Consider the following 23,675-nt stretch of genomic DNA (forward strand, 5'->3'; position numbering starts at 1 on the left):
GCTTACTCATCCGGCAATTCCAGACCGCGCAGGGCCGTGAAGGGATTCTGGCGGGCGTGCTGTTTGCCCTCGTGCTGGGCTTCCAGAAAGCGCTCGGAGTCGTCCTCGATCGGCACGCTGGCGCTGTGCTCGCAGGGACCTTCGTTGAGGTCATGGCCGCACACCTGGCACAGGCCCCGGCAGGCGTCGTCGTGCAACACGCTCAGCGGCGCTTCGAGCAGGGTGGTCTCGGCCAGGTAGTTGCTCAAATCGAGATCGGGGTCGCCGAACACCAGGATTTCCTCGCCGGTCTCGGCTTCCTCCAGGTAGGGCGTCTGGGCGGCGGGGTCGTAGCGCATCAGGGTGCCGAGCTTGAGTTCGATCGGCACCGCGACTGGGCGCAGGCAGCGGGCGCAGTCCATTTCGAGGGTCGCCTCAAAACTGCCTTGCAACCAGAACTCGTTGCCCTGCAGGGCGTTGACGCTGACCTCGTAAAAGGCAGGCTCGGCAAAGCGCATCATCTGCGTTTCCTGGCCCTGCTCGTAGCGGAGTTCCGTGAGTTCACCGCTGGCTTCGGCGTCGCCCATCTGGCGCAGCAGCGTGCCGAGGTGAATCCGGGGGGTCTGAATGGTCATCCGCTCATGATAGGGCCGGGCACGCCGGGACATGGCGAGTGAATATTCAGTTGACCAGCGCCGCCGCCGGCAGCCCTGCCGGGCGTGCTCCGGCGACTGGCCCGGCCCAGCGCTTCCGGTCCAGCACTGATATTCATGCACCGCTGAGGCATACCGCTTCTCCGGCCCTAGCATGGGCACATGGACATCTCGATTCTGGGCATTCCGATGGACCTCGGCGCGGGGCGGCGCGGGGTCGACATGGGCGCGTCGGCGCTGCGCAACGCTCAACTGGCCGCCACCCTGCGCGCACTTGGCCATGCCGTCACCGATCTGGGCGACGTGCCGGTGACGGTGCCGGAAACTGCCGACAAGTACCAGGACCAGGGGCTGGTGTTTCTGGACCAGATTCTGAGCGCCTGCACCGGAGCGTATCAGCGCCTCAGCGCCCTTGACGCCCACACCTTTCCCATCGCGCTGGGGGGCGATCACTCGATCAGCATGGGCACGGTACCGGGTGCGGCGCGGGGTCGGCGCACCGGAATCGTCTGGGTCGATGCCCACGCTGACTTCAACACGCCGGGCAGCAGCGAGAGCGGCAACATTCACGGCATGCCGGTGGCGCACCTGGTCGGCCTGGGCGATGCGCGCCTGAGCAGCATCGCCGGAGGTTGGCACGCCCGGCCCGAGGACATCGTGATGATCGGCCTGCGCAGCGTGGACCGGCGCGAGCGCGAACTGGTGGCCGAGGCGGGCATCAAGACCTACACCATGAAGGACGTGGATCAGCTCGGCATGACCCGCATCGCCCAGGAAACCCTGGAGCGCCTCAGCCATCTGGAGCGTCTGCACGTGTCGTTCGATGCCGACGCCCTCGACCCGGTGGTCTGCCCCGGCGTCGGCACGCCCGTGCCCGGTGGCCTGAGTTACCGCGAAGGCCACCTGCTGATGGAACTGTTCGCCGAATCGAACCGGGTCACCAGCCTCGATATCGTGGAGGTCAATCCTATTCTGGATACCCTCAACCAGACCGCCGAGGTGATGGTGGGCATGGCGGCGAGCTTGCTGGGGCAGCGAATTTTGTGAGGGTGGTCTGGTTTCGCCGGGTCGGGTAAGCTGGGGCCGTACCCCGTGGAGGTCAACGATGTTTTACGAACTGCGCCGCTACACCGCCCAGCCCGGACGCCGGGACGAACTGGTCAAGTTCATGGAAGAAGTGATCATTCCTTTTCAGGTTTCCAAAGGCATGGTCGTTACCGCCTCGTTCGTGGACGAGGAGAACCCGGACATCTATATCTGGATGCGGCGCTTTGAGGATGAGGCCGACCGTCAGCAGCTTTACGCCGCGACCTACGACAACGACTACTGGAAGAATGAAATCGCGCCGATCACCAATCAGCTGATGATCCGCGAGAAGATGGTGATTACCCGGATCGTGCCGACTGCCAAATCGGTGCTGCATTGAGCTGAGGCGTCTTTCAATGAAAACGAACACGCCGACTCCGGTTCTTTGGAAGTCGGCGTGTTCGTTTTCAGTCTTACTTCTCGCGGATGGCCCAGCCCGCCGCCCGCACCGCGCCGATCAGCCGCTCCATGACCGGGTCCACCTCACTGTCACTCAGCGTCTTCTCGCCCCGGAACGTCAGGCGCACAGCGACGCTGCGCTGGCCTTCCGGAATCTGCTCACCCACGTAGACGTCGAACGGTTCCAGGCTTTCCAGCTGCGGCCCGACTTCCTTCCTCAGCAGCGCAGCCACCTCGCCGTAGCTGACCGACTGCGGCGCAATGACGGCCAGATCGCGCCAGGCGGCGGGAGCGCGGCTGGGATCGCTGAAAGCCCACTCGGCAGCGGGCAGCGGCAGCGAGACTTCCAGCAGGTAGGTGTCGCCCTTGAGACCGTACCCCTGGGCAATCTCGGGGTGGAGTGCGCCCAGCCAGCCGACCTCCTGCCCGTTCCAGACGACTGCGCCCGCGATGCCGGGGTGCAGGGCCGGGGGGACGTCCGCGCCGCGTAGCTGGCGAATCTCCAGGCCCGCGCCCTGCCCGGCCGCCAGCGATTCCAGCAGGCCTTTGAAGGCGGCGAAACTTCCGGCCACGCCCGCCTGATGGGTGCTCGGGGCCAGCGGCCCGCGCAGCAGCAGGCCCAGTTTCTCGGCCTCACCCGACGCGGGGAAGATGCGCCCGATCTCGAACAGCAGCGCCCGCTCGCCTTTGGGGCGGTTCTGGGTGGCTTTCAGCAAACTGGGATACAAAGCGGTGCGCAGGCCGGTGCGCTCGGCGGTCAGCGGATTTTGCAGCTTGACGCTGGGGGCCTCGCTGCGGGCCTGCTCGGCTTCAGGGTCACTGGTGAAGGTGTAGGTCACGACTTCCTGAGCGCCGAGTCCGGCCAGCGCGCCCTTGAGGCTGCGCCGCGCTGCGCTGACGACTCCCGCACCGTGGTTGTCGGGGTGGGGGCTGAAGGTGGGCAGGGTTTCGGGCAGCTCGGCATAGCCGTGCAACCGGGCGACTTCCTCGGCCAGATCCTGCCAGACCACCATGTCCACCCGCCAGGTCGGGGGCGTGACGCTCAGGGTGTCGCCGTCCTGTTTCACTTGTGCGCCCAGGTGGGTCAGGATGTCCACCATTTCGCCCGTGTCGATGTGCATGCCCAGCAAACCGCGCACCTGTTCACCGGTCACCTGAATGTCGGCGGGCAACTCTGGCGTCCCCACCGTCGTCAGGCCTGCCTCAGCCGTGCCGCCGCCGTACCGGACCAGCAACTCGGCCACCCGGTTGGCCCCGCGAGGCGAGAGCATCGGATCGACGCCGCGCTCGTAGCGGTACACCGCGTCGGTCTTGAGGCCCAGCCGGGTGGCGGTACGCCGCAGCAGCACTGGGTCAAAATGGGCCGATTCGATGACGACTTCAGAGGTGTCCGCCCGCACATGCCCGTGATCGCCGCCCATGATGCCTGCGATGCCCAGCACGCCGCCGTCGGTTTGGGGCGTCTGAGCCGTCTGGAAAGCGTCGGCCACGCTCATCACGCCCCGCTCGCGTCCGTCCAGAATCAGCAGGTCTTCGGGGCCGACCTGATGTTCGCCGCCCATCAGGTCTTTGACGTTCTCGCCCTGCCGCAAGCCGAACGACACCAGAATCCTGTCATTGGTCACGTCGCGGCGGTCATACAGGGCTGTCGGCTGGCCGAGCTCCAGCATCACGTAATTGCTGCTGTCCACGATCAGGTCAATGGAGCGCATTCCGGCCAGCGTCAGGCGGCGCTGCAGCTCCACCGGCGCGGGGCCGTTGTGCACGCCGCTGACGGTGCGGGCCGAAAAGTGATCGGAACCGAAGCGCAACTTTTTGCTGGGGTCGCGCTCCAGCGTCACGGCGCGGGGCGGCAGGGTCACTTCGATCTGGCCCTGGCCGCTGGCGGCCAACCCCTGCGACGGCTCTTTGAGTTCCAGCTTGAGAAAGGCGGCCAGATCGCGGGCCACGCCCAGCACGCTCAGGGCGTCGGCGCGGTTGGGGGTGATCTCGATATCCAGCACGCTGTCGGCGGGCCAGACATCAGCCAGGGGGGTCCCGACGGGGGCCGTGCCTGCCGGAAACAGCAGCAGTCCCGCGCTGCTCTCGCCGATGCCGAGTTCCTTGGCGCTGGCGGCCATGCCCCAGGACTCTACGCCCTGCAGGCTGCGGACGCCGTATTCCGTGTCGCCCAGCCTGGTGCCGGGCACGACCAGCGCCAGCATCGTTCCGGCGGGCAGGCCCACGGCGTTGGGTGCGCCGCTGGCAATCGTTTTCTGACCGTGTGGGCCGGTGTCGAGTGTGAGTTTGGTCAGTTGTGTGCCGGGTATGGCTGCGGCCTCGCTGACGCTGACCAGCAGCACCCCGGCGGGCGGCGCGGGGGCGGGGTCAATGCCTTCCAGCGGCAGGCCGAGCTGGGCGAAGACCGGTTCGAGGGTGTTGACGGGCGGAAGCTGGGGAATCAGTTCTTGGAGCCAGGAGTAGGGAAGTTTCATGGGTGTCCTTTTTCGTCAAGTGCTCATATATTGCATCAGGGCATTGATATGAAGTGGATAGAAGTCCGCTGGGCGGCGCTCAAGCTGTGCTCTGCACGCCTCGACAGAGACCCAACGAATGTTCTGCGCCTCGGATGAACACCCGAGCAGCTCTCCCTCAGCCTGGCAGAGAAACGTCTGCAAGATGATGGAGTAGCCGCCCGAGAGATTTTGGGTCGTGCAAAAGGGGTGAAGCTCATCACTTCGTAGCCATTGATCGTCCGAACGGTCCGTTCGCTTTCGCCTTGAATGCTGAGGAGAGACAGTCCCGTTTCTTCCCGAACTTCCCGCTTGGGCGCGTCAAAAATGTTCTCGTACTCACGCACTTTTCCAGCGGCCAGTTCCAACAGGCCGTTCTCCACGCCGCCACTCTTTTTCTGGCGCTCCTGAATCAGAATCTGAGGTTGACCGCCAATTTCACGGTGGATCATTGCACCAACACAGGGAACGGCAAAAGTTTCAGGGAGTTCCTGCATTGAAGTGCTCCTCATCTCTGCTGGAAACCAGACGCCTTTTGGAGTTCACGTCTCAAACATGCCAGCGGCGGCCAAGACGGACGTTTTTCTACCGCCGCGTCTCCACTCACCCCAGCGCCCCTCGAAACTGCCCGATCACCTTCGGATCGTTGGCATAGAAGTACCGAATATCGGGGATGCCGTACTTGAGCATGGCGATGCGCTCCGGCCCCAGCCCGAAAGCGAAGCCGGTTTTGCCCTCGTAAATGCGCTCCTTGCCCGCTGCCTCGCGCAGATCGTCCACCGCCCTGAACACGTTGGGATGCACCATGCCGCAGCCGCCGAGTTCGAGCCACTTGCTCTCGCCGCGCGGATTCTCCCACCACACCGCGAAGTCGGCCCCCGGCTCGGTGAACGGGTAATAGCTCGGCTGAAAGCGCACCTTGGCGCGCGCTCCGAACAGCCCCCGCGCCATCTCGGCCACCGTGCCCTTGAGGTCGCTCATCTTGATGCCGTCGCCCACCACCAGACCTTCGAGCTGGTGAAACATGGCCTCGTGGGTGGCGTCGGTGGCCTCGTAGCGGTAGACCTTGCCGCGTGCCACGATCTTGAGGGGCGGCGTGTGATCGACCATGTAGCGAATCTGCATGGGGCTGGTGTGCGTCCGCAGTAAGCGCCCGTCTTCCAGCCAGAAGGTGTCCTGAAGGTCGCGGGCCGGGTGATACCACGGCACGTTCAGCGCCTCGAAGTTGTGGTGTTCGTCCTCGACCTCCGGGCCTTCTACCGTGTCGTAGCCCAGCCGGGTAAAAATTCCGATCAAATCGTCGTAGACGCGGGTGATCGGGTGCAGGCCACCGGCAGGCAGCTGCAAACCCGGTAGGGTCACGTCAATTGCCTCCGAAGCCAGGCGGGCGTCGAGTGCGGCGCGTTTCAGCACGCCCTCGCGCTCGGTCAGGGCGGCGTCCAGGGCGGCCCGCACGGCGTTGATCTCGGCCCCGCGTGCCTTGCGCTCCTCAGGCGGGAGCTTGCCGAGACTGCCGAGTTCCCTGGTCACCAGGCCGGACTTGCCCACATATTTGGTCTTGACCTGTTGCAGCGCTTCCACGTCGGCGGTAGCGGCAATTTCTTGAAGTGCTTGCTCTTGCATTTTTCTCCTGACCTTCAGTGAAGATATTCAACAAAAAAGGCCCCGCCTGCGATCACAGACGGGGCAGCGGGCGCTCAACTCTAAAAAGTCAGCGCAGCCCCACAGCCAAAAAACGGCGAAGGTGTACCGGCGCGGGGCGACATGCGTCCAGCCTAGCCGCTCGCCGGTGTTGGGGTCAAGGTGTAGACTGGCGGCGACGAGCGCGGGGGAAGCCCGGTGACGGCCTCACGGCCCATTCCGGCACTGTCGCGCAGCGGTAAGGCTGAATTCACTCAGCCCGAGTCCGAATGCCCGCCTCGCCGAAGACGCAGCTTGACCCTCGCGGAAAGGGAAACGCTCGGCATGTGTTGATTGCACAGCTGGACGCTTATTTCCGCCCCCAGAGACATGTCTGGTCGGGCGGCTTTTTCGTTGGGGAGGAGGACTCCTCATGTATAAATTGATGTTTCTGAGTGCGGCGCTGCTCACCACCGCCGCCCACGCCACCGCCTACCCGCTGACCCTCACCGACGACACCGGCCGCAAAGTGACGCTGAAGGCCGAACCGCTGCGGATCGTCAGCTTTTTGCCGAGCAACACCGAAACCATCTGCGCCATCGGCGGCTGCGACAAGCTGGTGGGCGTGGACGAGTACAGCGACTTTCCCGCTTCGGTGACCAGGTTGCCCAAAGTCGGCAACCTGTATCAGCCCAACATCGAGGCGGTGGTGGCGCTCAAGCCTGATCTGGTCATCGTCAGCAAGTACGGCGACCTGACCGCGCCGCTGACCAACGCCGGAATCAACGTGCTGGCCGTCAACCCCGAAACCTACGAGGACGTGTTTTCCAAGACGCAGCTGCTCGGCAAGATCATCAACCGCCAGGCCCAGGCCACCGCACTCGTCACGCAGATGCGCCGCGACATCGCCAGGGTCGAGATTCTCGCCAAGAATGCGGTCAAGAAACCCACCGCCTACTACGAAATCGATCCGACGCCTTACACGGTCGGCCCCAATTCCTTTGTCGGCGTGCTGCTGAGCAAAGCCGGAGGCGCCAACATCATTCCGGCCGCGCTGGGCGACTTTCCCAAGATCAGCCCCGAATTGGTGGTCAAGTCGGCCCCGCAATTGATCTTCGGCGTCGATCTGGCAACGGCCAAAGCCCGCCCCGGCTGGAACACCATCCCCGCCGTAAAATCGGGCCGGGTGATCAAGGACGACGCGCTGGACCATATCCTCTCGCGCCCTGGCCCGCGCTTGCCGCAGGCGTTTCTGGGGCTGGCCAAGCTGGTTCATCCTGAGCTGTTCAAGTAGGAGCTGGCGGGTGGGAAGAGCGGGTTCGCCTCACCACCTCTTGCGGAAGCGGCAAGGCGGGGACTGTCCAGCGCCGCAGGAGAGGGGGTGACGTGAGCGCCGTGAAGACCTTTCCCAGGCGTGCCGCGTCTTCCCCCGCCCTCCCCACGCTTTTCCTGCTGGCCGCCACTCTCGCCACCGTACTGCTGGCCGTGGGTCTGGGCAGTGTGCCCATTTCGCCCGCCGACACGCTGAAGGCTATCGGGCATGGGCTGAGTGGGGCCGAACTCAGCGGCAACGACGTGATCGTCTGGCAACTGAGATTGCCACGTGTGGCGCTGGGCTGGCTGGTGGGCGCAGCCCTGGGGGTCAGCGGCGGGGCCTTTCAGGGGGTCTTTCGCAACCCGTTGGCCGATCCGTACCTGATGGGCGTGGCGAGCGGTGCGGGTCTGGGCGCAACGCTGGTGATCGCGCTGGGGCTGGCGACGCTGTGGCTGCCGCTGTTCGCGCTGACCGGCGCAATGCTGAGCGTCTTCACCGCGCTGCTGATCGCCCGCGAGGGCAACAGGTTGCCGCCCGCCCGCCTGATTCTGGCCGGGGTGGTGGTCGGCAGTATCCTGACGGCGTTCACGACTTACCTGCTGCTGCAAAATGCCGACCGCATCCGGCAGGTCTTCGCCTTCACGCTGGGCAATCTGGCGTTTGCGGGCTGGCCGCAGGTGGGGAGGCTCCTGCCCTACGTGCTGATCGGTGGCGGAGCGCTGCTGCTGCTCGCCAGGGCGCTCAACACCCTGCAACTCGGCGATCTGACTGCCCGCAGCCTGGGATTGCCGGTGGAGCGGCTCCGGCTGCTGGTGATCGTGGCGGCCAGTCTCTGCACGGCGGGCGCGGTCAGCTACGCAGGCATCATCGGCTTTATCGGGCTGGTGACGCCCCACCTGGTGCGGCGGCTGTGGGGCGCAGACCACCGGATTCTGCTGCCCATTTCGGCCATCGCGGGCGGCACACTGCTGGTGCTGTCGGATCTGCTGGCCCGCACCCTGACCCGGCCCGCCGAACTGCCGGTGGGCGTGGTGACGACGCTGCTGGGCGGACCGTTTTTTCTGTATCTGCTCCGAAGGCAAAAAACGTAATGCTGGAAGCGCTGGATGTCTCGGTGAGGGCGGGCGATCTGCTGGCCGTCCAGCAGGTCAGCGCCGCCTTCGAGCGCGGGGCGTTCTCGGCCATCATCGGGCCGAACGGTGCGGGCAAATCCACCCTGATGCGGGCGTTGGCGGGCCTGACGCCGGTGCAGGGCGGAGAGGTGCGCTGGCAGGGCCGTTCCCTTGCCAGCCACTCGCGCCGCGAACGCGCCCGCACGCTGGCGTATCTGGCCCAGACCGAGGCGCTGCCACCAGACACCAAGGTGCGCGACGTGGTGGCGTTGGGGCGCGGGGCAGGGGAGTGGTTGTGGGGCCTGTTTCCTGGCAATCCGCTCTCGTTTGGCGGCCTGAGCGCCGACGACGATGGCGCAATCGCCTGCGCCATGCAGCGCACCGACACCGCCCGCTTTGCTGATCGCCCTGTCGCTGAGCTGTCGGGCGGCGAGCAGCAGCGCGTCTCGCTGGCCCGCGCCCTGGCCGCCGAGCCGGATTTTTTGCTGCTTGACGAGCCCACCAACCACCTCGATCTGGCTTACGGGCTGAACCTGATCAAAACGCTGCGGGAGGAGGTCCATAACGGTCTGGGTGTGGTGGCCGTGCTGCACGACCTCAACTTGGCCGCCCGCGCCGATCATCTGCTGCTACTCAGTGAAGGCCGGGTGGTGGCGCAGGGCCGTGCCGAGAACGTGCTGACACCCCGACATCTGGAAGCGGTCTACGGCGTGCGGGTGGACGTGATCCGGCACGGCGGCAGGTTGGTGGTGGTCCCGGAAGGCTGAGGGCTGCGCTAGCATCGCGTATGGCTCTGCGCCCAGACGAATTGCTGGCTGATCTGCTCTCCCGCGATCCCGTGCAGGTGTGGGCCAGCGCCTGCGCGGTGATCCAGCTCGACGACCTGGCGCTGATCGAACTGGTGCGCCATCTGCCGGAGATCGAGCGCGGCACGGCTGACCTCGATCTGGGCGGGGCATTCTTTCCCAACCGCGAACATCTTCAGCAGGCCTTGCGCGTACTGCGGGCGCGGCGGGACGGACGTTGTTCCTGCTCAGTCTATCCCGGTTACCTGTTTTATGACCCCGAGAAGGAAGCCCAGGCCAAGCGGATAAGGATTCTGAGCCACACGCCGCCCGACTGGACTATGACGTACCGGTGTCGGTGTGCCGTCTGCGGCAGCGACTACGACGTGGAGCAGGGTGAATCTCACTACACCTGGTGGCAGTGGCGACCCGCTTGACTCAGGCTTCCACGCCCTGCACCTTCCAGCGCTCGACCAACCGCCCGCCGAACACATGCACGATCAAGCCGACGAACACCAGCACCGCGCCCAGCACCTTGAGCGGCGGAAAGCTTTCCTGAAAATAGAGGGCGCTGCTGAGCAGGCCGAATACCGGCACCAGCAAGGAAAGCGGCGCGACTTTGCTGGCTCCGTGCTGCTGAATCAGCCAGTTCCAGATGCCGAAACCCAGCACCGTGTTGAAGTAGCCCATGAACGCCACCGCTGCCCAGAAGCCGGGGCCGCTGTGGGTCAGGGTGTGGCCGATGCTGGCCCAGCCGCTGGTCAGCCCGGTCATCAGGGTCAGCGGAATCGGTGGGATGAGGGCCGACCAGACCACCAGACTGAGCATGTTGGCACTACCCGCCGACTTGACCAGAATGTTGCTGACGGCCCAGCCGAAGGCAGCGACCAGCACCAGCACCAGCCCGACCACGCTGGTGTGATGGTCGGCCAGTAAGCCGATAACGGCCATGCCCGCGAAGGCCAGCGTGATGCCCAGAATCTGGTTGGCGGGCAGGCGCTCGCGCAGCAGCAGGGCCGCCAGGATCGCCGTGAAAAAGGCCTGCATCTGCATCAGCAGGCTGGCCAGCCCCGCACCGAGGCCGAGTTGAATGGCCAGGTACAGCAGCCCGAACTGCACCACGCCCACCGCCACGCCATAGCCCAGAAAAATCTGCCAGCGCATTTTGGGGCGCGGAATGAAGAACACGGCGGGCAGGGCGGCCAGCGCAAAGCGCAGGGCAGCGACCAGCAGCGGCGGGGCCTCGGTGACGCTCAGCTTGATGACCACGAAATTCACGCCCCAGATGAAGGTAATCAGCAGGGCCAGCAGGAGGCTTCGGAGCGGCATGGCTTCACTCTGTCACAAGTGCCCTCCATTCAGCGCCGCCGAGCCTGTAGCCTTCACGGGTGCCGCCCACCTTCTTCGCCACCCGAGGCCATCTGCTGATCTGCCAGCACACCAACTGCAAGGCGCGCGGCTCCGAGTTGCTCTACCGCGCTCTCTGGAACGCGCTGGAGCGTGACAAACTGGTCTACTACAAGACCGGTGGCAGCCTGCGGCTGACCGAATCCGGTTGCCTGGGCGCGTGTAGCTTTGGACCGGTGATGGCGTGCTACCGCGCCAGGAACGGCGTGGTGGAAGAAGCTTGGTACGCGGCGGTGGACTTCCCCCTCGCCCGGCAGGTCGCGCAGGCGATGCACGACGAAACCGAACTCCCCGATCTTCAGCGCTACGGCCCCTGAATTCAAGCGAGATTTGAGCGCTGCGAAGTGATTTCCCAACGTTCGGGCGCGTCATTGATTTCATACGAAGTATATAGAAGTGTTCTTCTTTTGAAAGGCCTAGTTTCTGTTTTGGAGTGAGGCATGGGCCGCTTTATATTGAGTTGAGTTTTAAACGGAATGGCTCTCTGGGACAGTGAACTGTGCGAAGTGAAAATTCAGAATGGACTAGATTCCAATCAAAAGGTAGACACCGATTTCATGAGTTTTGCCTTAACTATGTGCCCATATTCGGCCTTTTGGTAAAACTAGGTTTCATCTTCTTGTCAGATTTTGGGGTGACGGTTGAAAGGAACGTAGAATTCCCGCGTCTAAGGACCATTAGTCGAGACGAGCGGGAGAAACGGCAAGGCGGCGGCGTGAAACAGACGAGTTGGATACCGAGCCGGGGCATGTTCAGGATCATGTACGGTGTTTTAGCGCCCCGCTCTGCAAAAACAAACCTGGCGCAAAGGAGGAAGTGCATGAGCACTGTCAGCGATTTTGTGATCGACCGGATTCAGCAGTGGGGCGTCACAAGGGTCTTCGGTTTTCCCGGCGACGGCATCGGCGAATTTGACGGGGCCCTGGGCAAGGCGCAGCGAAAAGGCGAGGGCCTGAAGTACATCCGCCCGACCCACGAGGAACTCTGCGCGCTGATGGCGACGGCACACGCCAAATTTACCGGCGAGGTCGGGGTCTGCATCGCCACCTCCAGCCCCGGCGCGTTTCACATGCTCAACGGCCTCTACGACGCCAAGATGGACAATCAGCCGGTGGTCGCCATTGTGGGGCAGCAGGGGCTGGCCTCGCTGGGCACCTTCGAGCAGCAGGAAAACAACCTGGAGCGCACCTTCGCCGACGTGGCCTGCTACGTGCAGACCATCGTCTCGCCTCAGCAGGCCCAGGCAGTCATCGACACCGCCTTTCGCACCGCCCGAACCCGCCTCGCGCCCGCCGTGATCATCTTGCCGCACGACGTTCAGGGTATGAAGATGGAGGATGCGGGCCGCGCACACTGGGTGTCGCGCAGCAGCGCTGTGGCTCCGTCCATTTCCATTACCCCACCGGAAGACGAACTGAAAAAGGCTGCTGCCATTCTCAATGCGGGCCAGAAAGTCGCCATGATCGTCGGGCACGGCGCGCGCCTAGCCACCGACGAGGTGCTGAAGGTGGCCGAGCTGACCGGAGCGGGGATCATCACCGCCCTGCGCGGCAAGCAGGTGGTGCCCAGCGACGTGCCGCACCACACCCAGCAACTCGGCCTGCTCGGCTCCGGTCCCAGTCTGACCATGATGAAGGACTGCGACACCTTGCTGATGCTCGGCACCAATTACCCGTATGCCGAGTTTCTGCCTAAGACCGGGCAGGCGCGGGCCATTCAGGTGGACCTCAAGCCCGAACAGATGGGGCTGCGCTACCCCACCGAGGTCAATTTATGGGGCGACGTGAAAGCCACCCTGACGGCGTTGATTCCGTATCTGGACACCAAGACCGACCTGAGTTTCCAGATGATGCTCGCCGACGCCATGCGCGACTGGGATCAGGAAGAGCAGGCGCAGGCTGAGGTGGAGTACGAGAAGCTCAATCCCCGCTTGGTCTTTCATGAGCTGAATAAGCGGCTGCCCCCGCAGGCCATCGTCACCTGCGACGCGGGCACCACCGCCGACTGGTACGGCCACCACATCCGGCTGCGCCGGGGCATGATGGGCGACCTCTCTGGGCGGCTGGCAACCATGCTGGCGGCCATGCCGTATGCGACGGCGGCCAAGTTCGCCTATTCCGAGCGCAGCGTGATCTGCACCATCGGTGATGGGGCGTTTCAGATGCTGGGCATGAACGAACTGATCACCATCAAGAAGTACATGAAAGACTGGGAAAACCCGCAGTTCATCATTCTGGTGCTGCACAACGACGACTTGGAGCAGGTGTCGTGGGAAATGCGCACCGAGGACGGCAATCCGCTATGGGCGACCTCGCAGGACGTGGAGTCGATGGATTACGCCGGGTACGCCGAGCTGCTGGGCTTTAAGGGCATCCGGCTCAAGAAAGGTGACGACGTGGGGGCTGCCTGGGACGAGGCCTTTGCCCACCGGGGCGTGACGCTTATTGACGCTTACGTGGACAAGAACGTGCCGCCGATTCCAGCCCACATCAGCCGCGAGTACCTGCTCAACACCGCCAAGGCGCTCCTGAAAGGTGATCCCGAAGAAGCCAGCGTGATTGTGGACTCGGCCAAGGCACTGTTCACTGAGGGCGTGGAGCGCGCCAAAGGCATCTTGCACATTGGGCAGGACAAGGAAGGCGAGAGAAACAAGTAGGACAACCAGCACGGCAAGGTCGTCGGCTGGAAGACCGCACCGGGCTGGTCAGCCGCATCAACCAGGCGGCGGGCCACCGGGTGCCGAGGCGCAGCGGCTGGGCCTTCGTGTTCGGCAGCGCTACTTTGTTTGCCTTCATCTTACAGGTGGTGAGCGGCATCACGCTGGCGATGTTCTTCGAGCCGGCGACCGCCACCGCCTATCAGAGCCTTCAGCAGATCTCCAGGCCTGGCAGCTTCGAGGCCATCGTGCGCGGGCTGTACTACTTCGGTGTGTCCCTGATGGTCGTGATGGCGGGCGTTCACATGGCCCGCGTTTACCTGATGGCTTCCTACAAGTACCCGCGCGAAGTGCAGTGGCTCAGCGGGGTGCTGCTGCTGTTTCTGATGCTGGCGCTGGCCTTTAGCGGCCAGACCCTGCGTTGGGATCAGAATGCTTTGTGGAGTGTGGTCGTCGGTGTGGATCAGGCGTCGCGCGCCCGTCATTGGCCCAGTGCTGGCCCGCTTTCTGCTGGCGGGCGACATGCTCAACGCCGCCACCCTGACCCGCCTGTTCAGCCTGCACGTCTTCTGGTTCCCGGAGATCATGTTCGGGCTGTTCGGGCTGCATGTCTTTCTGGTTCTCAGAAACGGCATCAGCGAGCCGAAGGTTCCAGGGTGCAAGGTCAATCCGCAGATCTACAAGCAGGAATACCAGGCCCGCGTGGCGCGTGACGGCGTTCCCTTCTGGCCCGACGCAGCCTGGCGCGACACGGTGTTCGGCAGCGCTCTCATTTTGCTGATGGTGTTTCTGGCTTGGAAGATTGGTGCACCCGCCCTCGGCCAGCCGTCCGACCCCAGCATCGTGCAGGCCGACCCCAAGCCCGACTGGTACCTGACTGGTACTTCTCGGTCCTGGCGCTGTGGCCCTACGGCATTACCAATATCATGATCATCGCCGCGCTGCTGCTGGCGTTGGTGGCACTGCTGGCCATGCCGCTCGTCAGCAGCAAGGGCGAGCAATCGCCCAGCCGCCGTCCCTGGGCGATTGCAGCGGTGGTCGTCATGGTGGGCCTGGTCTTCAGCCTGACGGTGGTCGGATACCGTGAACCCTGGCTGCCGCAGTTCAAAGCGCCGCCGCTGAGGGCGCAGACGACGGGCAGCACGAATCTGGTGATTCGCGGCGCGGCCCTCTTCCACAGACAGTCGTGCATCCTGTGTCACCAGATCGACGGGCAGGGCGGCAGTCGCGGCCCCAATCTGAGTCAGGTAGGCGCGCGCCTGAGCCGCGATCAACTCGTCTGGCGCATCCAGAACGGCGCGGCCAGCATGCCGCCGTATGCTGGGGTGCTGACGGCCCAGCAGTTGCGCGACGTGGTGGGCTTTCTGGCAACGCGGAAGTGAGCCTCAGCGCCGTGCCGTTTTGAAAAAGTCCTTGCGTTTGATCTTGACCATTCGTCCATCCGGATGATGCCAGACGATCCCTTCCATCTCGGGACGTGCCTCCAGATAGGTTTTCAATCCACCGAAGTCACGCGGCGTATCTTCAAGCAGTGATTCGCCGTGCCGGATGAGTTGGTGTTCGGCCACCCCATCGGGATTGCCCTGGACTTTCGGCCCGATGAGTTCGTAGGTGCCGTCTGGCAGGGCCGCACCAGCCCTGGCCCAGGCTTCGCGGTGGTAGGCGTCGCCTGGGCTGTCGTCCACCGGAATCCAGCCGGGATGATGGCCGGTCACGGGGTCGGGTTCCTGAGCAGCCTCAAAACCCGGCGGGGGCGTGCGGCCCTTCTTAGCGTCATAGCGTTTGAAGAGCTGCTTGCCGCGCACCAAGCAACTGGTCCCATCCCATTTGCGGGTGGCAACGCCCTCACCGGCACGTACCCATTCTGCTCCTGGCACAAGCTCATCCCGAACCAGGCGGTCTGTGTCGTAATTGCGTTGAAACAAGCTCTGGATTTTCTGCATGACGTTTTCCTCGCCGTCAGTGTAGTCAGGGAGAGCTGGGTTCGGTTGCGTCAAATGGCTTATCTCCAAAGAAGTGGCCCCCACCGACTGCGGCAGGGGCCAGATCACAGCAACTCGTTTACAGCGAGATCAGGAACGGGTCTTCCAGCGACTCGGCAATCGCCCGCACGAAGCGGGCCGCGTCCGCGCCGTCGATCAGGCGGTGGTCATAGCTGAGCGAGAGCGGCAGCATGTTGCGCGGCTCGAACGTCTCCGTTTCGCGGTTCCAGACCGGCTCGAAGCCGCCGCGTGACACGCCCAGAATCGCCACTTCCGGCGAATTGACAATCGGGGTAAAGGCGTAGCCGCCGATGCCGCCGAGGTTACTGATGGTAAAGGTCGCGCCCTGCATCTCGTCGGGCTTGAGTTTGCGGTCACGGGCGCGCCCAGCCAGTTCGTTGAGCTCAAGCACCATCTCGGTGATGCTGAGCCTATCCGCGTTTTTCAGCACCGGGACCAGCAGCCCGTTGGGGGTGTCTACCGCCACGCCGAGGTTCACGTAGTCCTTGTAGATGACCTGCTGATTGTCCAGGTCGAGGCTCGCGCCGAATTTGGGGAACTTGCGCAGGGTGTTGGCCACGACCTTCATCAGGATGTGGGTCATGGTGAGCTTGCCGCCCGCCTTCTCAACCCGCGCGCCGAACTGCTTGCGCACCTCTTCCATGCGCGTCACGTCAGCCTTGTCGAAGTGCGTGACCATCGGAATGCTGGTCGAGGCGTTCATGCTGCGAACGGTGGCCTTGCGGATGCCGGACATGTCCTCGCGGCGCACCGTGCCCCATTTCTCGAAGTCGGGCAACTTGGTGGTGCTCGGGGCTGCCGGGGCAGGCACCGCTTGAGAGACAGCAGGGGCTTGCGGAGCGGGAGCCTGAGCAGCGGCGGCAGGTTGAGCTTGAGCCGTTTGAGCCGAAGCGCCACCCTTGGCCGCCTGCTGCACGTCCTCGGCGCTGATGCGTCCGGCGGGGCCAGCGCCCTGCACCGACTTGATGTTCACGCCGAGTTCGCGGGCCAGCCGCCTGACACTGGGAGCCGCGTGAACCACGTCGCGCCCGTCGAAGGTCTGGGTGTTGTAGGTGCCGGGCGCTGGGGCCACCGAGCCGATGGCCCCGCCAAGCTGGGCGGCGGGCGGCAGGTTGGGCTGCTCGGTAATGTTGTCGGAACTGGCAGACGCTGAAGGCGCTGGGGCGCTCTGGGCCGGAGCCGCACTGTCCGTCCCTGTTCCGCCAGCCAGGGTCAGCAGCACGCCGCCGATCTTGACCGAGTCGCCGACCTTGACCGCCACCGAGGCGACCTTGCCCGCCGCGCTGGACGGCACTTCCACCACCGCTTTATCGGTTTCCAGCTCCACGATGGCCTGCCCTTCGGCAATCTCGTCGCCCTCGCTGACCAGCACCGTGACCACCGTGCCCTGCTCGATGTTGTCGCCCACGTCCGGCAGCACGATGTCCTGCCCGGCGCTGCTGGAAGTTGTCGGTGCGGGGCTGCTCTGGTCGGGGCTGGGCTGCTGCACGGCAGTGGGCACGGCCACTGGCGCCGACTCCACCGACATGGCCTCGTCGCCGCCGCCCTGGCTGGGCGACGCGGCAGGCACGCCCTGGGCCGGGGCCGACGCGCCATCTGCCAACGTCAGGATGACGCCGCCCACCGGCACGCTGTCGCCCTCCTTGACCCTGAGTTCGGCGACGGTGCCGCCCGCCTCGGCAGGGACTTCCACCACGGCTTTGTCGGTTTCGATTTCAATGATGGCCTGGCCCGCTTCGATGGTGTCGCCGACCTTGACCAGCACGCTGACGACGGTCCCCTGCTCGATGTTGTCGCCCACTTCGGGCAGTTTGAGTTCTGTGGCCATGTGCGGCTCCTTTTGGTGACGTTTTGGGTGAAGTGTCGTGGAGCGGGAAGTTTAAGGAAAAGGATTCCCTCAGCGCAGCACCGGCATCAAGCGCTCCGGATCGATGCCGAAGTCGGTAATGGCTTTTTGCACCACGTCACCCTTGATCTTGTCGTCGCGCAGCAGGGCATAGAGCGCCATCACCGTGACGTGCCGGGCGTCGGTCTCGAAGAAGTCACGCAGCTCCTCGCGGGCTTCCGAGCGTCCAAAGCCGTCGGTGCCCAGCGTCCACAGTTTGCGGTCGAGGTGACCGTTGAGGCCGTCTGCGCCAAGCTTGACGTAATCGCTGACCGATACCAGCACGCCGGGGGCATTCTCCTTGCTGAGCTGCTGGGCCACGTAGCTCACCTGCGGCGTTTCGATGGGGTGCAGCATGTTACGGCGCTGCACGGCCAGCGCTTCCTGGTGGAGCTGTTTGTAACTCGTCACGCTCCAGATGTCGGCGGCCACGCCGTAGCCTTCGAGAAGCTTGACCGCTTCCTGGGCCGCGCCCATCGCCGGGCCGCTGGCAAGCAACTGGGCACGCAGCTTGGCTTTGCTCTCCGATTTCTGAAAGCGGTACATGCCCTTGACGATGGCGTCGTGCAGCCCTTCCACGGCGGGCGCGGCGGGCTGAAGCTCGTTCTCGTTGTCCACCATGATGTAGTAGAAAACGTCCTCGCCGTCCACGTACATCTTCTTAATGCCGTCTTCGACGATGGCGGCCAACTCGTAGGCGAAGGCGGGGTCGTACATCCGCAGGTTCGGCACGACGTAGCCTTGCAGCAGACTGTTGCCGTCCTGGTGCTGGAGGCCTTCACCAGCCAGGGTGGTACGCCCGGCGGTGGCCCCGATCAAAAAGCCCTTGGCCTTCTGGTCGGCGGCGGCCCACACCAGGTCGCCCACGCGCTGCAACCCGAACATGCTGTAGAAAACATAAAAGGGAATCGTCGGCACGCCGTGGTTGGCGTACGCCGTGCCCGCCGCGATCCAGGAGGCCATCGCGCCGTCTTCGGTGATGCCTTCCTCCAGCATCTGGCCGTCTTTGGATTCCTTGTAGGCCATCAAGGAGCCGCTGTCGACGGGTTTGTACGTCTGACCGCGCGGCGAGTAGATGCCGATGCGCGGCACCAGCGCGTCCATGCCGAAGGTGCGCGCCTCGTCCGGCACGATCGGCACGATCAGCTGGCCGATGTTCTTGTCGCGCAGCAGCTTGCTGATGACCTGCACCATCGCCATGGTCGTGCTGACCTCGCGCTCGCCGCTGCCCTTGGTGAACTCTTGATAAAAATCCTGGCCCGGCACCTGCGGCATCTGGTACTCGACGTGGCGCGCTGGAATCTCCCCGCCCAGCGCGGCGCGGTGCTCTTTGATGTATTTGACTTCCGGCGAATCGGGGCCGGGGTTGTAGTACTCCAGATGCTCGACCTGATCGTCAGTGAGCGGCAGCTTGAGGGTGTCGCGCAGGGTCTTGAGGGCGCTGAAGTCGAGCTTCTTGACGTTGTGGGCCACATTGCGGGCCATGGCGCTCTCGCCCAGCGCGTAGCCCTTAATGGTGCGCGCGATGATCACGGTAGGGCTGCCCTTGTGCTGAATGGCCGCCGAATACGCCGCGTATACCTTGTTGACGTCGTGTCCACCCCGGTTGAGCAGTTCCAGGTCGGCGTCGCTCCAGCCCTCAATCAGGGCCTTGAGTTCGGGGGTGTTGAAGAAGTTCTCGCGCAACTCTTTACCGCCGAAGGCCGCGTAGCGCTGCGACTCGCCGTCGACGAGTTGCTCGAATCGCTTAACGATGGTGCCGTTGTAGTCCTTGCTGAGCAGCTCGTCCCACTTGCCGTCCCAGACCACCTTGATGACGTTCCAGCCCGCGCCCCGGAACAGCGCCTCGAATTCCTGAATGACCTTGGAGTTGGCCCGCACCGGCCCGTCGAGGCGCTGCAGGTTGGCGTTCAAGACGAAAATCAAATTGTCGAGGTTCTCGTAGGCGGCAAACCTCAGCGCCCCGATGCTTTGCGGCTCGTCCATCTCGCCGTCGCCGAGAAAGGCCCAGACCTTGGCGTCTCCGGCAGGCTTGAGTTTGCGGTTTTCCAGATACTTGATGAAGCGGGCCTGATAAATTGCCTGGATGGGACCCAGGCCCATGCTGACGGTCGGGAACTCCCAGTAGTCGGGCATCAGCCAGGGGTGCGGGTAGCTCGCCAGACCGGGGCCTTCCTTGCTCAGCTCGCGCCGGAAGCGGTTGAGGTGGCCCTCGTCAAATCGCCCTTCCAGAAAGCTGCGGCTGTAGATGCCCGGCGAGGTGTGGCCCTGGTAAAACAGCAGGTCGCGGTCCTGGCCCGCGCCGTGGCCCCGGAAAAAGTGGTTGTAGCCGACTTCGAGGAGTTCGGCGGTGCTAGCGTAGCTCGATAAGTGCCCACCGATGCCGTCGCTGTTCTTGTTGGCCTTGACCACCATCGCCACCGCGTTCCAGCGGATGATGTTGCGAATCTTGAGTTCCAGGGCGATGTCACCGGGATAGACCGGCTGCTTGTCGGCGTCGATGGTGTTGAGATACGGCGTGTTCTGCTTGAACTGAATCGGCGCGCCGTGAAAGTAAGCGTAGTAGTCCAGGTCCTCTAAGAGCTGCGCAGCGCGGTCGTCTCCGGCGTTGGCCATCACGAAGGCCAGAGAGTCGAGCCACTCCTGCTTTTCTATTTCGTTGAGTTTTTCGCGCTCTGGGGCGGGAAGGGTGGCGCGGGGACGAATCTGTGTCATGCGGGGTGCTCCTCTGCGTGCGGCGGGGCGGGAAAGCAGCTGTCTTGTGATCGCCTTTCAGTCTAATGCCGGGCATTGCCGCGTGCCAACACTCTAAAAAGCGTTCATTCACCAAATTGAGTGGTAGATAATGGAAGATAGAGAAGTCGGCCCTCACTCCTGGTGCTTCATCTTCTCAAATCCACCTCTTAAAGGAGCCACATGGAACTGCGCCACCTGCGGCACTTTGTTGCCCTGGCTGAAGAGGAACATTTCGGACGCGCCGCCGAGCGGGTCTTTGTGGTGCAGCAGGCCTTGTCGAACTCCATCAAGAATCTGGAAGACGAGGTCGGCGTGCCGCTGGTGCTCAGAACCACCCGGCGGGTGCAGCTCACTCCAGCGGGGCGCGAATTTCTGGAAGCCGCCCGCGCCACGCTGGAGCAGGCCGATAAGGTGATCGAGCGTGCCCGGCGGGCCGCACGCGGCGAGGTCGGACGGCTGACGCTGGGCTTCGTGTCGGGGATGGTATTCGGCGGCTTGCCTGAGGTGGTGCGGACCTTTCGTGAGCGCTACCCGAACGTCAGTGTGGATCTGCAAGAACTCACCGCCCAGGAGCAGGAAGCGGGCCTGCGAAGCGCTCAGCTCGATATCGGGCTGATGCTGCTGCCGGTGCGCGATCCGGGCTTCGTGGCCGAGGCGCTGTGGCGTCAGCCGCTGGTGGCGGCGCTGCCGAGCGCGCACCCGCTGACCCTCAAAGCGCAGTTGCAGATTGCCGACTTCGCTCAGGAACCGTTCGTATTCTTTCCGCGCCAGATCAGGGCCACCTACTTTGATCAGGTGATGCGCTGGTGCGCCTCGGCGGGGTTTGCGCCGCGCATCGTGCAGGAAGCCATCGAGGTGCCGACCCTGCTCTCGCTGGTGGCGGCGGGTCTGGGCATCTTTTTGCCGATTCACTTTTTCGAGCGTGTCTCGCTGCCGGGCGTCACCTACCGCCCGGTGCAGGGCGCGCCGATTGTGGACATCGTGGCGGTGCGGCGCAGGCACGACGACAACCCGGTGGTGCGGGCTTTTTTGGCGGTGGCGCGTGAAGTGCTGGTGTCGGAGCGGGTGGGGGAAGCGGGCCAGGGCTAGGCCGTCTGGCGGATGTTGCCGGAACGCCTATGCCCGTAAGGTCAATCCATGCTCGATCTTGAAGGCATTCTTGAACGCTACGGGATCGTCGCTGCGTCGCTAGAGCCGCTCGGCGACACCCAGAATGCCAATCACATGGTCGCCGCAGCGTCGGGCGAGCGCTTCCTGCTACGCCAGCACCGCTCGGAGCATCTGAGCCTGAACATGCTGGAATCTGAACTTCTGTGGCTGAGTGATCTGCACAGGCGCGCTCTGGAGGTGCAGCGGCCGGTCACTTTGCCCTCCGGGAAATTCATTTTGCTCGACGATGAGCGGCGCTTCTCGCTGCTGAGCTGGCTGGAAGGAGAAGTTCACCAGGTACTCAACGAGGCGCAGGGACAGGCGGCGGGCGCCTTGCTGACGAGGCTGCATCTCGCGGCGCGGGCGTTTGCTCCCCCGGTGGGCTTTGAGCGCCCCGCTTACGATCAGGGACATCTGGCACGGGTGCTGGCCACCTTGCGCGGCCTTGAGTGCTTGACCCCGGATCTGCCGCTGCTTGAACGAGCGGCCCTGAGCGCTGTGCCTGCTTTCGCCGACCCCGTTGCCCGGCACCTGATTCATGCCGACCTGCATCCGGGCAATCTCGTCTGGCGCGGCTCAAAGGTGGCGGCGATAGATTTCGACGCCTGCGGCTTTGGACCGCTGGGCTTTGACCTGGCTTCGGCGCTGGGTTCTCTGGAAGCTGGGCCGCGCGCCGCTCTTCTGCACGGCTACGAGCGTGTTTCACCGCTGCCAACCGACGTTGAAGCGCACCGCAGCGCCTACACCATCGCTGCGGCGCTGACGAATCTGACGTTTCTGGCGGCGCGAGAACATGAGCGCGGGTTTCTGGACACAGTGATGTTGCCCGAATTGCGCCAGCAGTTGCCGGAGCTTCTTAAGGGTCGCTAGACGTCACTGTCCCCTGGTCAGCGCCGCTTGCAGCGGCAGATCCTGGCCGTGCGCCAGCGCTTTCAGGTCGTCGGCCACCGTCACGTTCGGCGCAACTTTGGCGGTCAGGTACGCGCCGCCCAGCGAGCGGCTGCGTGCCACCGTGACGCTCAGGCCCCGGCTCCCCGGCAGACCGCCGATCTGGGTGGCGGTGTTGCCGACGCCCACCGTCGCCTCGCCCAGCGCGGTGGCTCCGACGTTTTGCAATGTCTCGGTCACCACTTCGCTGGCACTGGCGCTGTCCGCATTGACCAGCACCTCCAGTGGCCCATTCCACAGCGCCGGATTCTGAATGGTGGTGAGCGGCTGGCTGCCGGAAAAGCACACCCCGCTCACCGTCACCTGACCGACCGCGCCGCTGCCCTGGTAGGCGAAGGTGTAGTCCTGGGCGTCGAGAAATTCCAGGGTCTGACCGGCCAGCTTGGGCGCAAACGCGGCACTGACGGCGGTGGCCTCGCTGACCAGCCCGCCCCGGTTGCCGCGCAGGTCCAGAATCAGGCGGCTGGCGCCAGCTTTTTGGGCCGCCCGCACCAGCTCATGCACGCGCTGGGCGGTGCCCTCGGTGGCGAACGAGGGAATCCGCAGCAGGTACGCCGGGCCGACGAGCTGACCCGACGGCAGTGCACTGCTGGCGATGATGCGCGGCGTCACGGCGACACTCAATCGGGTCTCGCCGCGCCGGATGTCCAGCGTCACGCTCTGGCCGCTCTTGACTGCCGCGCCGAGCAGCCCGGAGTAGGCGCTGGCCGCGTCGCCGTCAGTCTGGTTGCTGCGGCTGAGGGCCGCGCCGTTCACGCTCAGAATGGTGTCGCCGCGCTTCAGGCCTGCGTCCTCGGCAGGCGTGCCCGCGCCCACGTCGGTCAGCACCACGCCGTCCTCGCCCGGCACGGCCGCGAACTGAAAGCCGAATCTGGGCGAGGGGGTGGGTGCGCCGCTGCTTTGGTCCTGAAGCGCTCGGTAGTCGGCGGGGTCGAGGTAAAAGGTGTGCTCGTCGTTGACGCCCGAAACGTACTGATTCATCAAAGCGTCGGCGGCGCTGGGAATGGCCTGCTTGAGCGAACCGAACGCGGCACGGAATCTGGCTTCCCAGGTCTCGTGGAGCGCTTGCAAATCCACCGTGCTGAAGCCGTAATAGTTGGTATTGATGGCCGTGCGGGTGGCGGTGAGCAGGCCCGCCAGCGTCGCGCTGCTCGCCTGCGTGCTCAGGCTGGGCGCGAAGGTGGTGTAGCTCAACCGGGCCAGATCGCCGCCGCTGAGCTGCGCGGCCAGGCTCCGCACCGCACAGTTGGGCTGGGCCGGGCGGATCAATCTGGGCACGCTGGGCACGTCGTCGCCCGAACTGCCGGAAGCAGGTGGGAGCGAAGTGGGCGGCGGTACGGCGGCGCAGGCATTCAGGAGGCCCACGCAGAGCAGAAGGGTGCGGCGGGTCAGCAATCGGTTCACGCTCCGTATTGTGGCGCAGCGGGCCGCAGGATCGGTGAAGGCGCTG

The 23,675-nt window shown here is 64.4% G+C and carries 21 protein-coding genes, 1 pseudogene and 1 riboswitch; of the genes and pseudogenes, 13 read left to right on the top strand and 9 right to left on the bottom strand.

Annotated features, from left to right (window positions below):
* Positions 1 to 2 precede the first annotated feature (2 nt).
* Positions 3 to 614, bottom strand: a complete 612-nt coding sequence (locus GUI70_RS07105; protein ID WP_161881614.1) for a DUF177 domain-containing protein — start codon at positions 612 to 614, stop codon at positions 3 to 5.
* A gap of 180 nt (positions 615 to 794) precedes the next feature.
* Between GUI70_RS07105 and rocF the strand changes: the two genes are divergently transcribed.
* On the top strand, positions 795 to 1,679 hold the full coding sequence (gene rocF / locus GUI70_RS07110) for an arginase (protein WP_161881615.1): 885 nt from the start codon (positions 795 to 797) through the stop codon (positions 1,677 to 1,679).
* Positions 1,680 to 1,737: 58 nt separating this feature from the next.
* A complete protein-coding gene (locus tag GUI70_RS07115; RefSeq protein WP_161881616.1) occupies positions 1,738 to 2,058 on the top strand; it encodes a putative quinol monooxygenase in 321 nt (106 codons plus the stop codon).
* 73 nt (positions 2,059 to 2,131) lie between these two features.
* Here GUI70_RS07115 and pheT read toward each other — a convergent pair whose 3' ends face one another.
* From pheT to pheS, 3 genes are all read right to left on the bottom strand, one after another.
* On the bottom strand, positions 2,132 to 4,591 hold the full coding sequence (gene pheT, locus GUI70_RS07120; RefSeq protein WP_161881617.1) for a phenylalanine--tRNA ligase subunit beta: 2,460 nt from the start codon (positions 4,589 to 4,591) through the stop codon (positions 2,132 to 2,134).
* A gap of 35 nt (positions 4,592 to 4,626) precedes the next feature.
* Positions 4,627 to 5,106: an NUDIX hydrolase gene (locus tag GUI70_RS07125; protein ID WP_237724764.1), complete on the bottom strand. Its 480-nt coding sequence runs from the start codon at positions 5,104 to 5,106 to the stop codon at positions 4,627 to 4,629.
* A 106-nt stretch (positions 5,107 to 5,212) separates the two neighbouring features.
* The gene (gene pheS / locus GUI70_RS07130) at positions 5,213 to 6,232 is read right to left on the bottom strand and encodes a phenylalanine--tRNA ligase subunit alpha (RefSeq protein ID WP_161881618.1); all 1,020 of its coding nucleotides are present in this window, start codon (positions 6,230 to 6,232) and stop codon (positions 5,213 to 5,215) included.
* Positions 6,233 to 6,393: 161 nt separating this feature from the next.
* Positions 6,394 to 6,545, top strand: a riboswitch (cobalamin riboswitch).
* A gap of 117 nt (positions 6,546 to 6,662) precedes the next feature.
* On the opposite strand from pheS, the gene GUI70_RS07135 reads away from it, so the two are divergent.
* The 4 genes from GUI70_RS07135 to GUI70_RS07150 all read left to right on the top strand — a co-directional run bounded on the left by GUI70_RS07135 (position 6,663) and on the right by GUI70_RS07150 (position 9,878).
* Positions 6,663 to 7,523 carry an ABC transporter substrate-binding protein gene (locus GUI70_RS07135; RefSeq protein WP_161881619.1) on the top strand — a complete coding sequence of 287 codons (861 nt, stop codon included), beginning with the start codon at positions 6,663 to 6,665 and terminating at the stop codon, positions 7,521 to 7,523.
* A gap of 92 nt (positions 7,524 to 7,615) precedes the next feature.
* The gene (locus tag GUI70_RS07140) at positions 7,616 to 8,635 is read left to right on the top strand and encodes a FecCD family ABC transporter permease (RefSeq protein ID WP_438503458.1); all 1,020 of its coding nucleotides are present in this window, start codon (positions 7,616 to 7,618) and stop codon (positions 8,633 to 8,635) included.
* A complete protein-coding gene (locus GUI70_RS07145; RefSeq protein ID WP_161881620.1) occupies positions 8,635 to 9,423 on the top strand; it encodes an ABC transporter ATP-binding protein in 789 nt (262 codons plus the stop codon). The genes GUI70_RS07140 and GUI70_RS07145 overlap by 1 nt, the downstream gene beginning before the upstream one ends.
* Before the next feature lie 20 nt (positions 9,424 to 9,443).
* A complete protein-coding gene (locus tag GUI70_RS07150) occupies positions 9,444 to 9,878 on the top strand; it encodes a hypothetical protein (RefSeq protein ID WP_161881621.1) in 435 nt (144 codons plus the stop codon).
* 1 nt (position 9,879) lies between these two features.
* Here GUI70_RS07150 and GUI70_RS07155 read toward each other — a convergent pair whose 3' ends face one another.
* Positions 9,880 to 10,770: an EamA family transporter gene (locus GUI70_RS07155; RefSeq protein ID WP_161881622.1), complete on the bottom strand. Its 891-nt coding sequence runs from the start codon at positions 10,768 to 10,770 to the stop codon at positions 9,880 to 9,882.
* 59 nt (positions 10,771 to 10,829) lie between these two features.
* Between GUI70_RS07155 and GUI70_RS07160 the strand changes: the two genes are divergently transcribed.
* From GUI70_RS07160 to GUI70_RS07180, 5 genes and pseudogenes are all read left to right on the top strand, one after another.
* Positions 10,830 to 11,165, top strand: a complete 336-nt coding sequence (locus GUI70_RS07160) for a (2Fe-2S) ferredoxin domain-containing protein (protein WP_161881623.1) — start codon at positions 10,830 to 10,832, stop codon at positions 11,163 to 11,165.
* Between the two features lie 503 nt (positions 11,166 to 11,668).
* Entirely contained in the window at positions 11,669 to 13,504 is a 1,836-nt protein-coding gene (locus GUI70_RS07165; protein ID WP_161881624.1) for a thiamine pyrophosphate-requiring protein, read from the top strand.
* A gap of 149 nt (positions 13,505 to 13,653) precedes the next feature.
* Positions 13,654 to 13,902 (top strand): annotated as a pseudogene (locus tag GUI70_RS25215) (cytochrome b N-terminal domain-containing protein); the annotation flags it as partial.
* Between the two features lie 94 nt (positions 13,903 to 13,996).
* Positions 13,997 to 14,434 carry a cytochrome b N-terminal domain-containing protein gene (locus GUI70_RS24960; protein WP_272952857.1) on the top strand — a complete coding sequence of 146 codons (438 nt, stop codon included), beginning with the start codon at positions 13,997 to 13,999 and terminating at the stop codon, positions 14,432 to 14,434.
* Positions 14,428 to 14,886, top strand: coding sequence for a c-type cytochrome (locus GUI70_RS07180; protein ID WP_237724785.1), 459 nt, complete (start codon positions 14,428 to 14,430; stop codon positions 14,884 to 14,886). The genes GUI70_RS24960 and GUI70_RS07180 overlap by 7 nt, the downstream gene beginning before the upstream one ends.
* A 3-nt stretch (positions 14,887 to 14,889) precedes the next feature.
* Here GUI70_RS07180 and GUI70_RS07185 read toward each other — a convergent pair whose 3' ends face one another.
* The 3 genes from GUI70_RS07185 to aceE all read right to left on the bottom strand — a co-directional run bounded on the left by GUI70_RS07185 (position 14,890) and on the right by aceE (position 20,107).
* Positions 14,890 to 15,555: an RNA ligase 1 family protein gene (locus tag GUI70_RS07185; protein WP_202630421.1), complete on the bottom strand. Its 666-nt coding sequence runs from the start codon at positions 15,553 to 15,555 to the stop codon at positions 14,890 to 14,892.
* A gap of 10 nt (positions 15,556 to 15,565) precedes the next feature.
* Complete coding sequence (gene aceF, locus GUI70_RS07190; RefSeq protein ID WP_161881628.1) at positions 15,566 to 17,335, bottom strand: dihydrolipoyllysine-residue acetyltransferase; 1,770 nt, start codon at positions 17,333 to 17,335, stop codon at positions 15,566 to 15,568.
* A gap of 69 nt (positions 17,336 to 17,404) precedes the next feature.
* The gene (gene aceE / locus GUI70_RS07195) at positions 17,405 to 20,107 is read right to left on the bottom strand and encodes a pyruvate dehydrogenase (acetyl-transferring), homodimeric type (RefSeq protein WP_161881629.1); all 2,703 of its coding nucleotides are present in this window, start codon (positions 20,105 to 20,107) and stop codon (positions 17,405 to 17,407) included.
* A 201-nt stretch (positions 20,108 to 20,308) separates the two neighbouring features.
* Between aceE and GUI70_RS07200 the strand changes: the two genes are divergently transcribed.
* Together GUI70_RS07200 and GUI70_RS07205 are read left to right on the top strand one after the other, a co-directional pair.
* Positions 20,309 to 21,217, top strand: a complete 909-nt coding sequence (locus GUI70_RS07200; RefSeq protein WP_161881630.1) for a LysR family transcriptional regulator — start codon at positions 20,309 to 20,311, stop codon at positions 21,215 to 21,217.
* A gap of 48 nt (positions 21,218 to 21,265) precedes the next feature.
* Positions 21,266 to 22,147: a phosphotransferase enzyme family protein gene (locus GUI70_RS07205; protein WP_161881631.1), complete on the top strand. Its 882-nt coding sequence runs from the start codon at positions 21,266 to 21,268 to the stop codon at positions 22,145 to 22,147.
* A gap of 3 nt (positions 22,148 to 22,150) precedes the next feature.
* Here the strand turns inward: GUI70_RS07205 and GUI70_RS07210 are convergent, their stop codons facing one another.
* Positions 22,151 to 23,629 (bottom strand): S41 family peptidase, encoded by a 1,479-nt coding sequence (locus GUI70_RS07210; RefSeq protein WP_161881632.1) that lies wholly within the window; start codon positions 23,627 to 23,629, stop codon positions 22,151 to 22,153.
* Positions 23,630 to 23,675: the final 46 nt, after the last annotated feature.

Source organism: Deinococcus alpinitundrae (assembly GCF_009982895.1).
Classification (GTDB): Bacteria; Deinococcota; Deinococci; order Deinococcales; family Deinococcaceae; genus Deinococcus; species Deinococcus alpinitundrae.

What these genes read in the sequence shown, in the direction of transcription:
- GUI70_RS07205 (WP_161881631.1), top strand. Translation starts at nt 21,266, where the DNA reads ATGCTCGATCTTGAAGGCATTCTTGAACGCTACGGGATCGTCGCTGCG.
- GUI70_RS07155 (WP_161881622.1), bottom strand. Translation starts at nt 10,770, where the DNA reads ATGCCGCTCCGAAGCCTCCTGCTGGCCCTGCTGATTACCTTCATCTGG.
- GUI70_RS07150 (WP_161881621.1), top strand. Translation starts at nt 9,444, where the DNA reads ATGGCTCTGCGCCCAGACGAATTGCTGGCTGATCTGCTCTCCCGCGAT.
- GUI70_RS07105 (WP_161881614.1), bottom strand. Translation starts at nt 614, where the DNA reads ATGACCATTCAGACCCCCCGGATTCACCTCGGCACGCTGCTGCGCCAG.
- aceE (WP_161881629.1), bottom strand. Translation starts at nt 20,107, where the DNA reads ATGACACAGATTCGTCCCCGCGCCACCCTTCCCGCCCCAGAGCGCGAA.
- pheS (WP_161881618.1), bottom strand. Translation starts at nt 6,232, where the DNA reads ATGCAAGAGCAAGCACTTCAAGAAATTGCCGCTACCGCCGACGTGGAA.
- aceF (WP_161881628.1), bottom strand. Translation starts at nt 17,335, where the DNA reads ATGGCCACAGAACTCAAACTGCCCGAAGTGGGCGACAACATCGAGCAG.
- pheT (WP_161881617.1), bottom strand. Translation starts at nt 4,591, where the DNA reads ATGAAACTTCCCTACTCCTGGCTCCAAGAACTGATTCCCCAGCTTCCG.
- GUI70_RS07115 (WP_161881616.1), top strand. Translation starts at nt 1,738, where the DNA reads ATGTTTTACGAACTGCGCCGCTACACCGCCCAGCCCGGACGCCGGGAC.
- GUI70_RS07165 (WP_161881624.1), top strand. Translation starts at nt 11,669, where the DNA reads ATGAGCACTGTCAGCGATTTTGTGATCGACCGGATTCAGCAGTGGGGC.
- rocF (WP_161881615.1), top strand. Translation starts at nt 795, where the DNA reads ATGGACATCTCGATTCTGGGCATTCCGATGGACCTCGGCGCGGGGCGG.
- GUI70_RS07145 (WP_161881620.1), top strand. Translation starts at nt 8,635, where the DNA reads ATGCTGGAAGCGCTGGATGTCTCGGTGAGGGCGGGCGATCTGCTGGCC.
- GUI70_RS07200 (WP_161881630.1), top strand. Translation starts at nt 20,309, where the DNA reads ATGGAACTGCGCCACCTGCGGCACTTTGTTGCCCTGGCTGAAGAGGAA.
- GUI70_RS07135 (WP_161881619.1), top strand. Translation starts at nt 6,663, where the DNA reads ATGTATAAATTGATGTTTCTGAGTGCGGCGCTGCTCACCACCGCCGCC.
- GUI70_RS07125 (WP_237724764.1), bottom strand. Translation starts at nt 5,106, where the DNA reads ATGCAGGAACTCCCTGAAACTTTTGCCGTTCCCTGTGTTGGTGCAATG.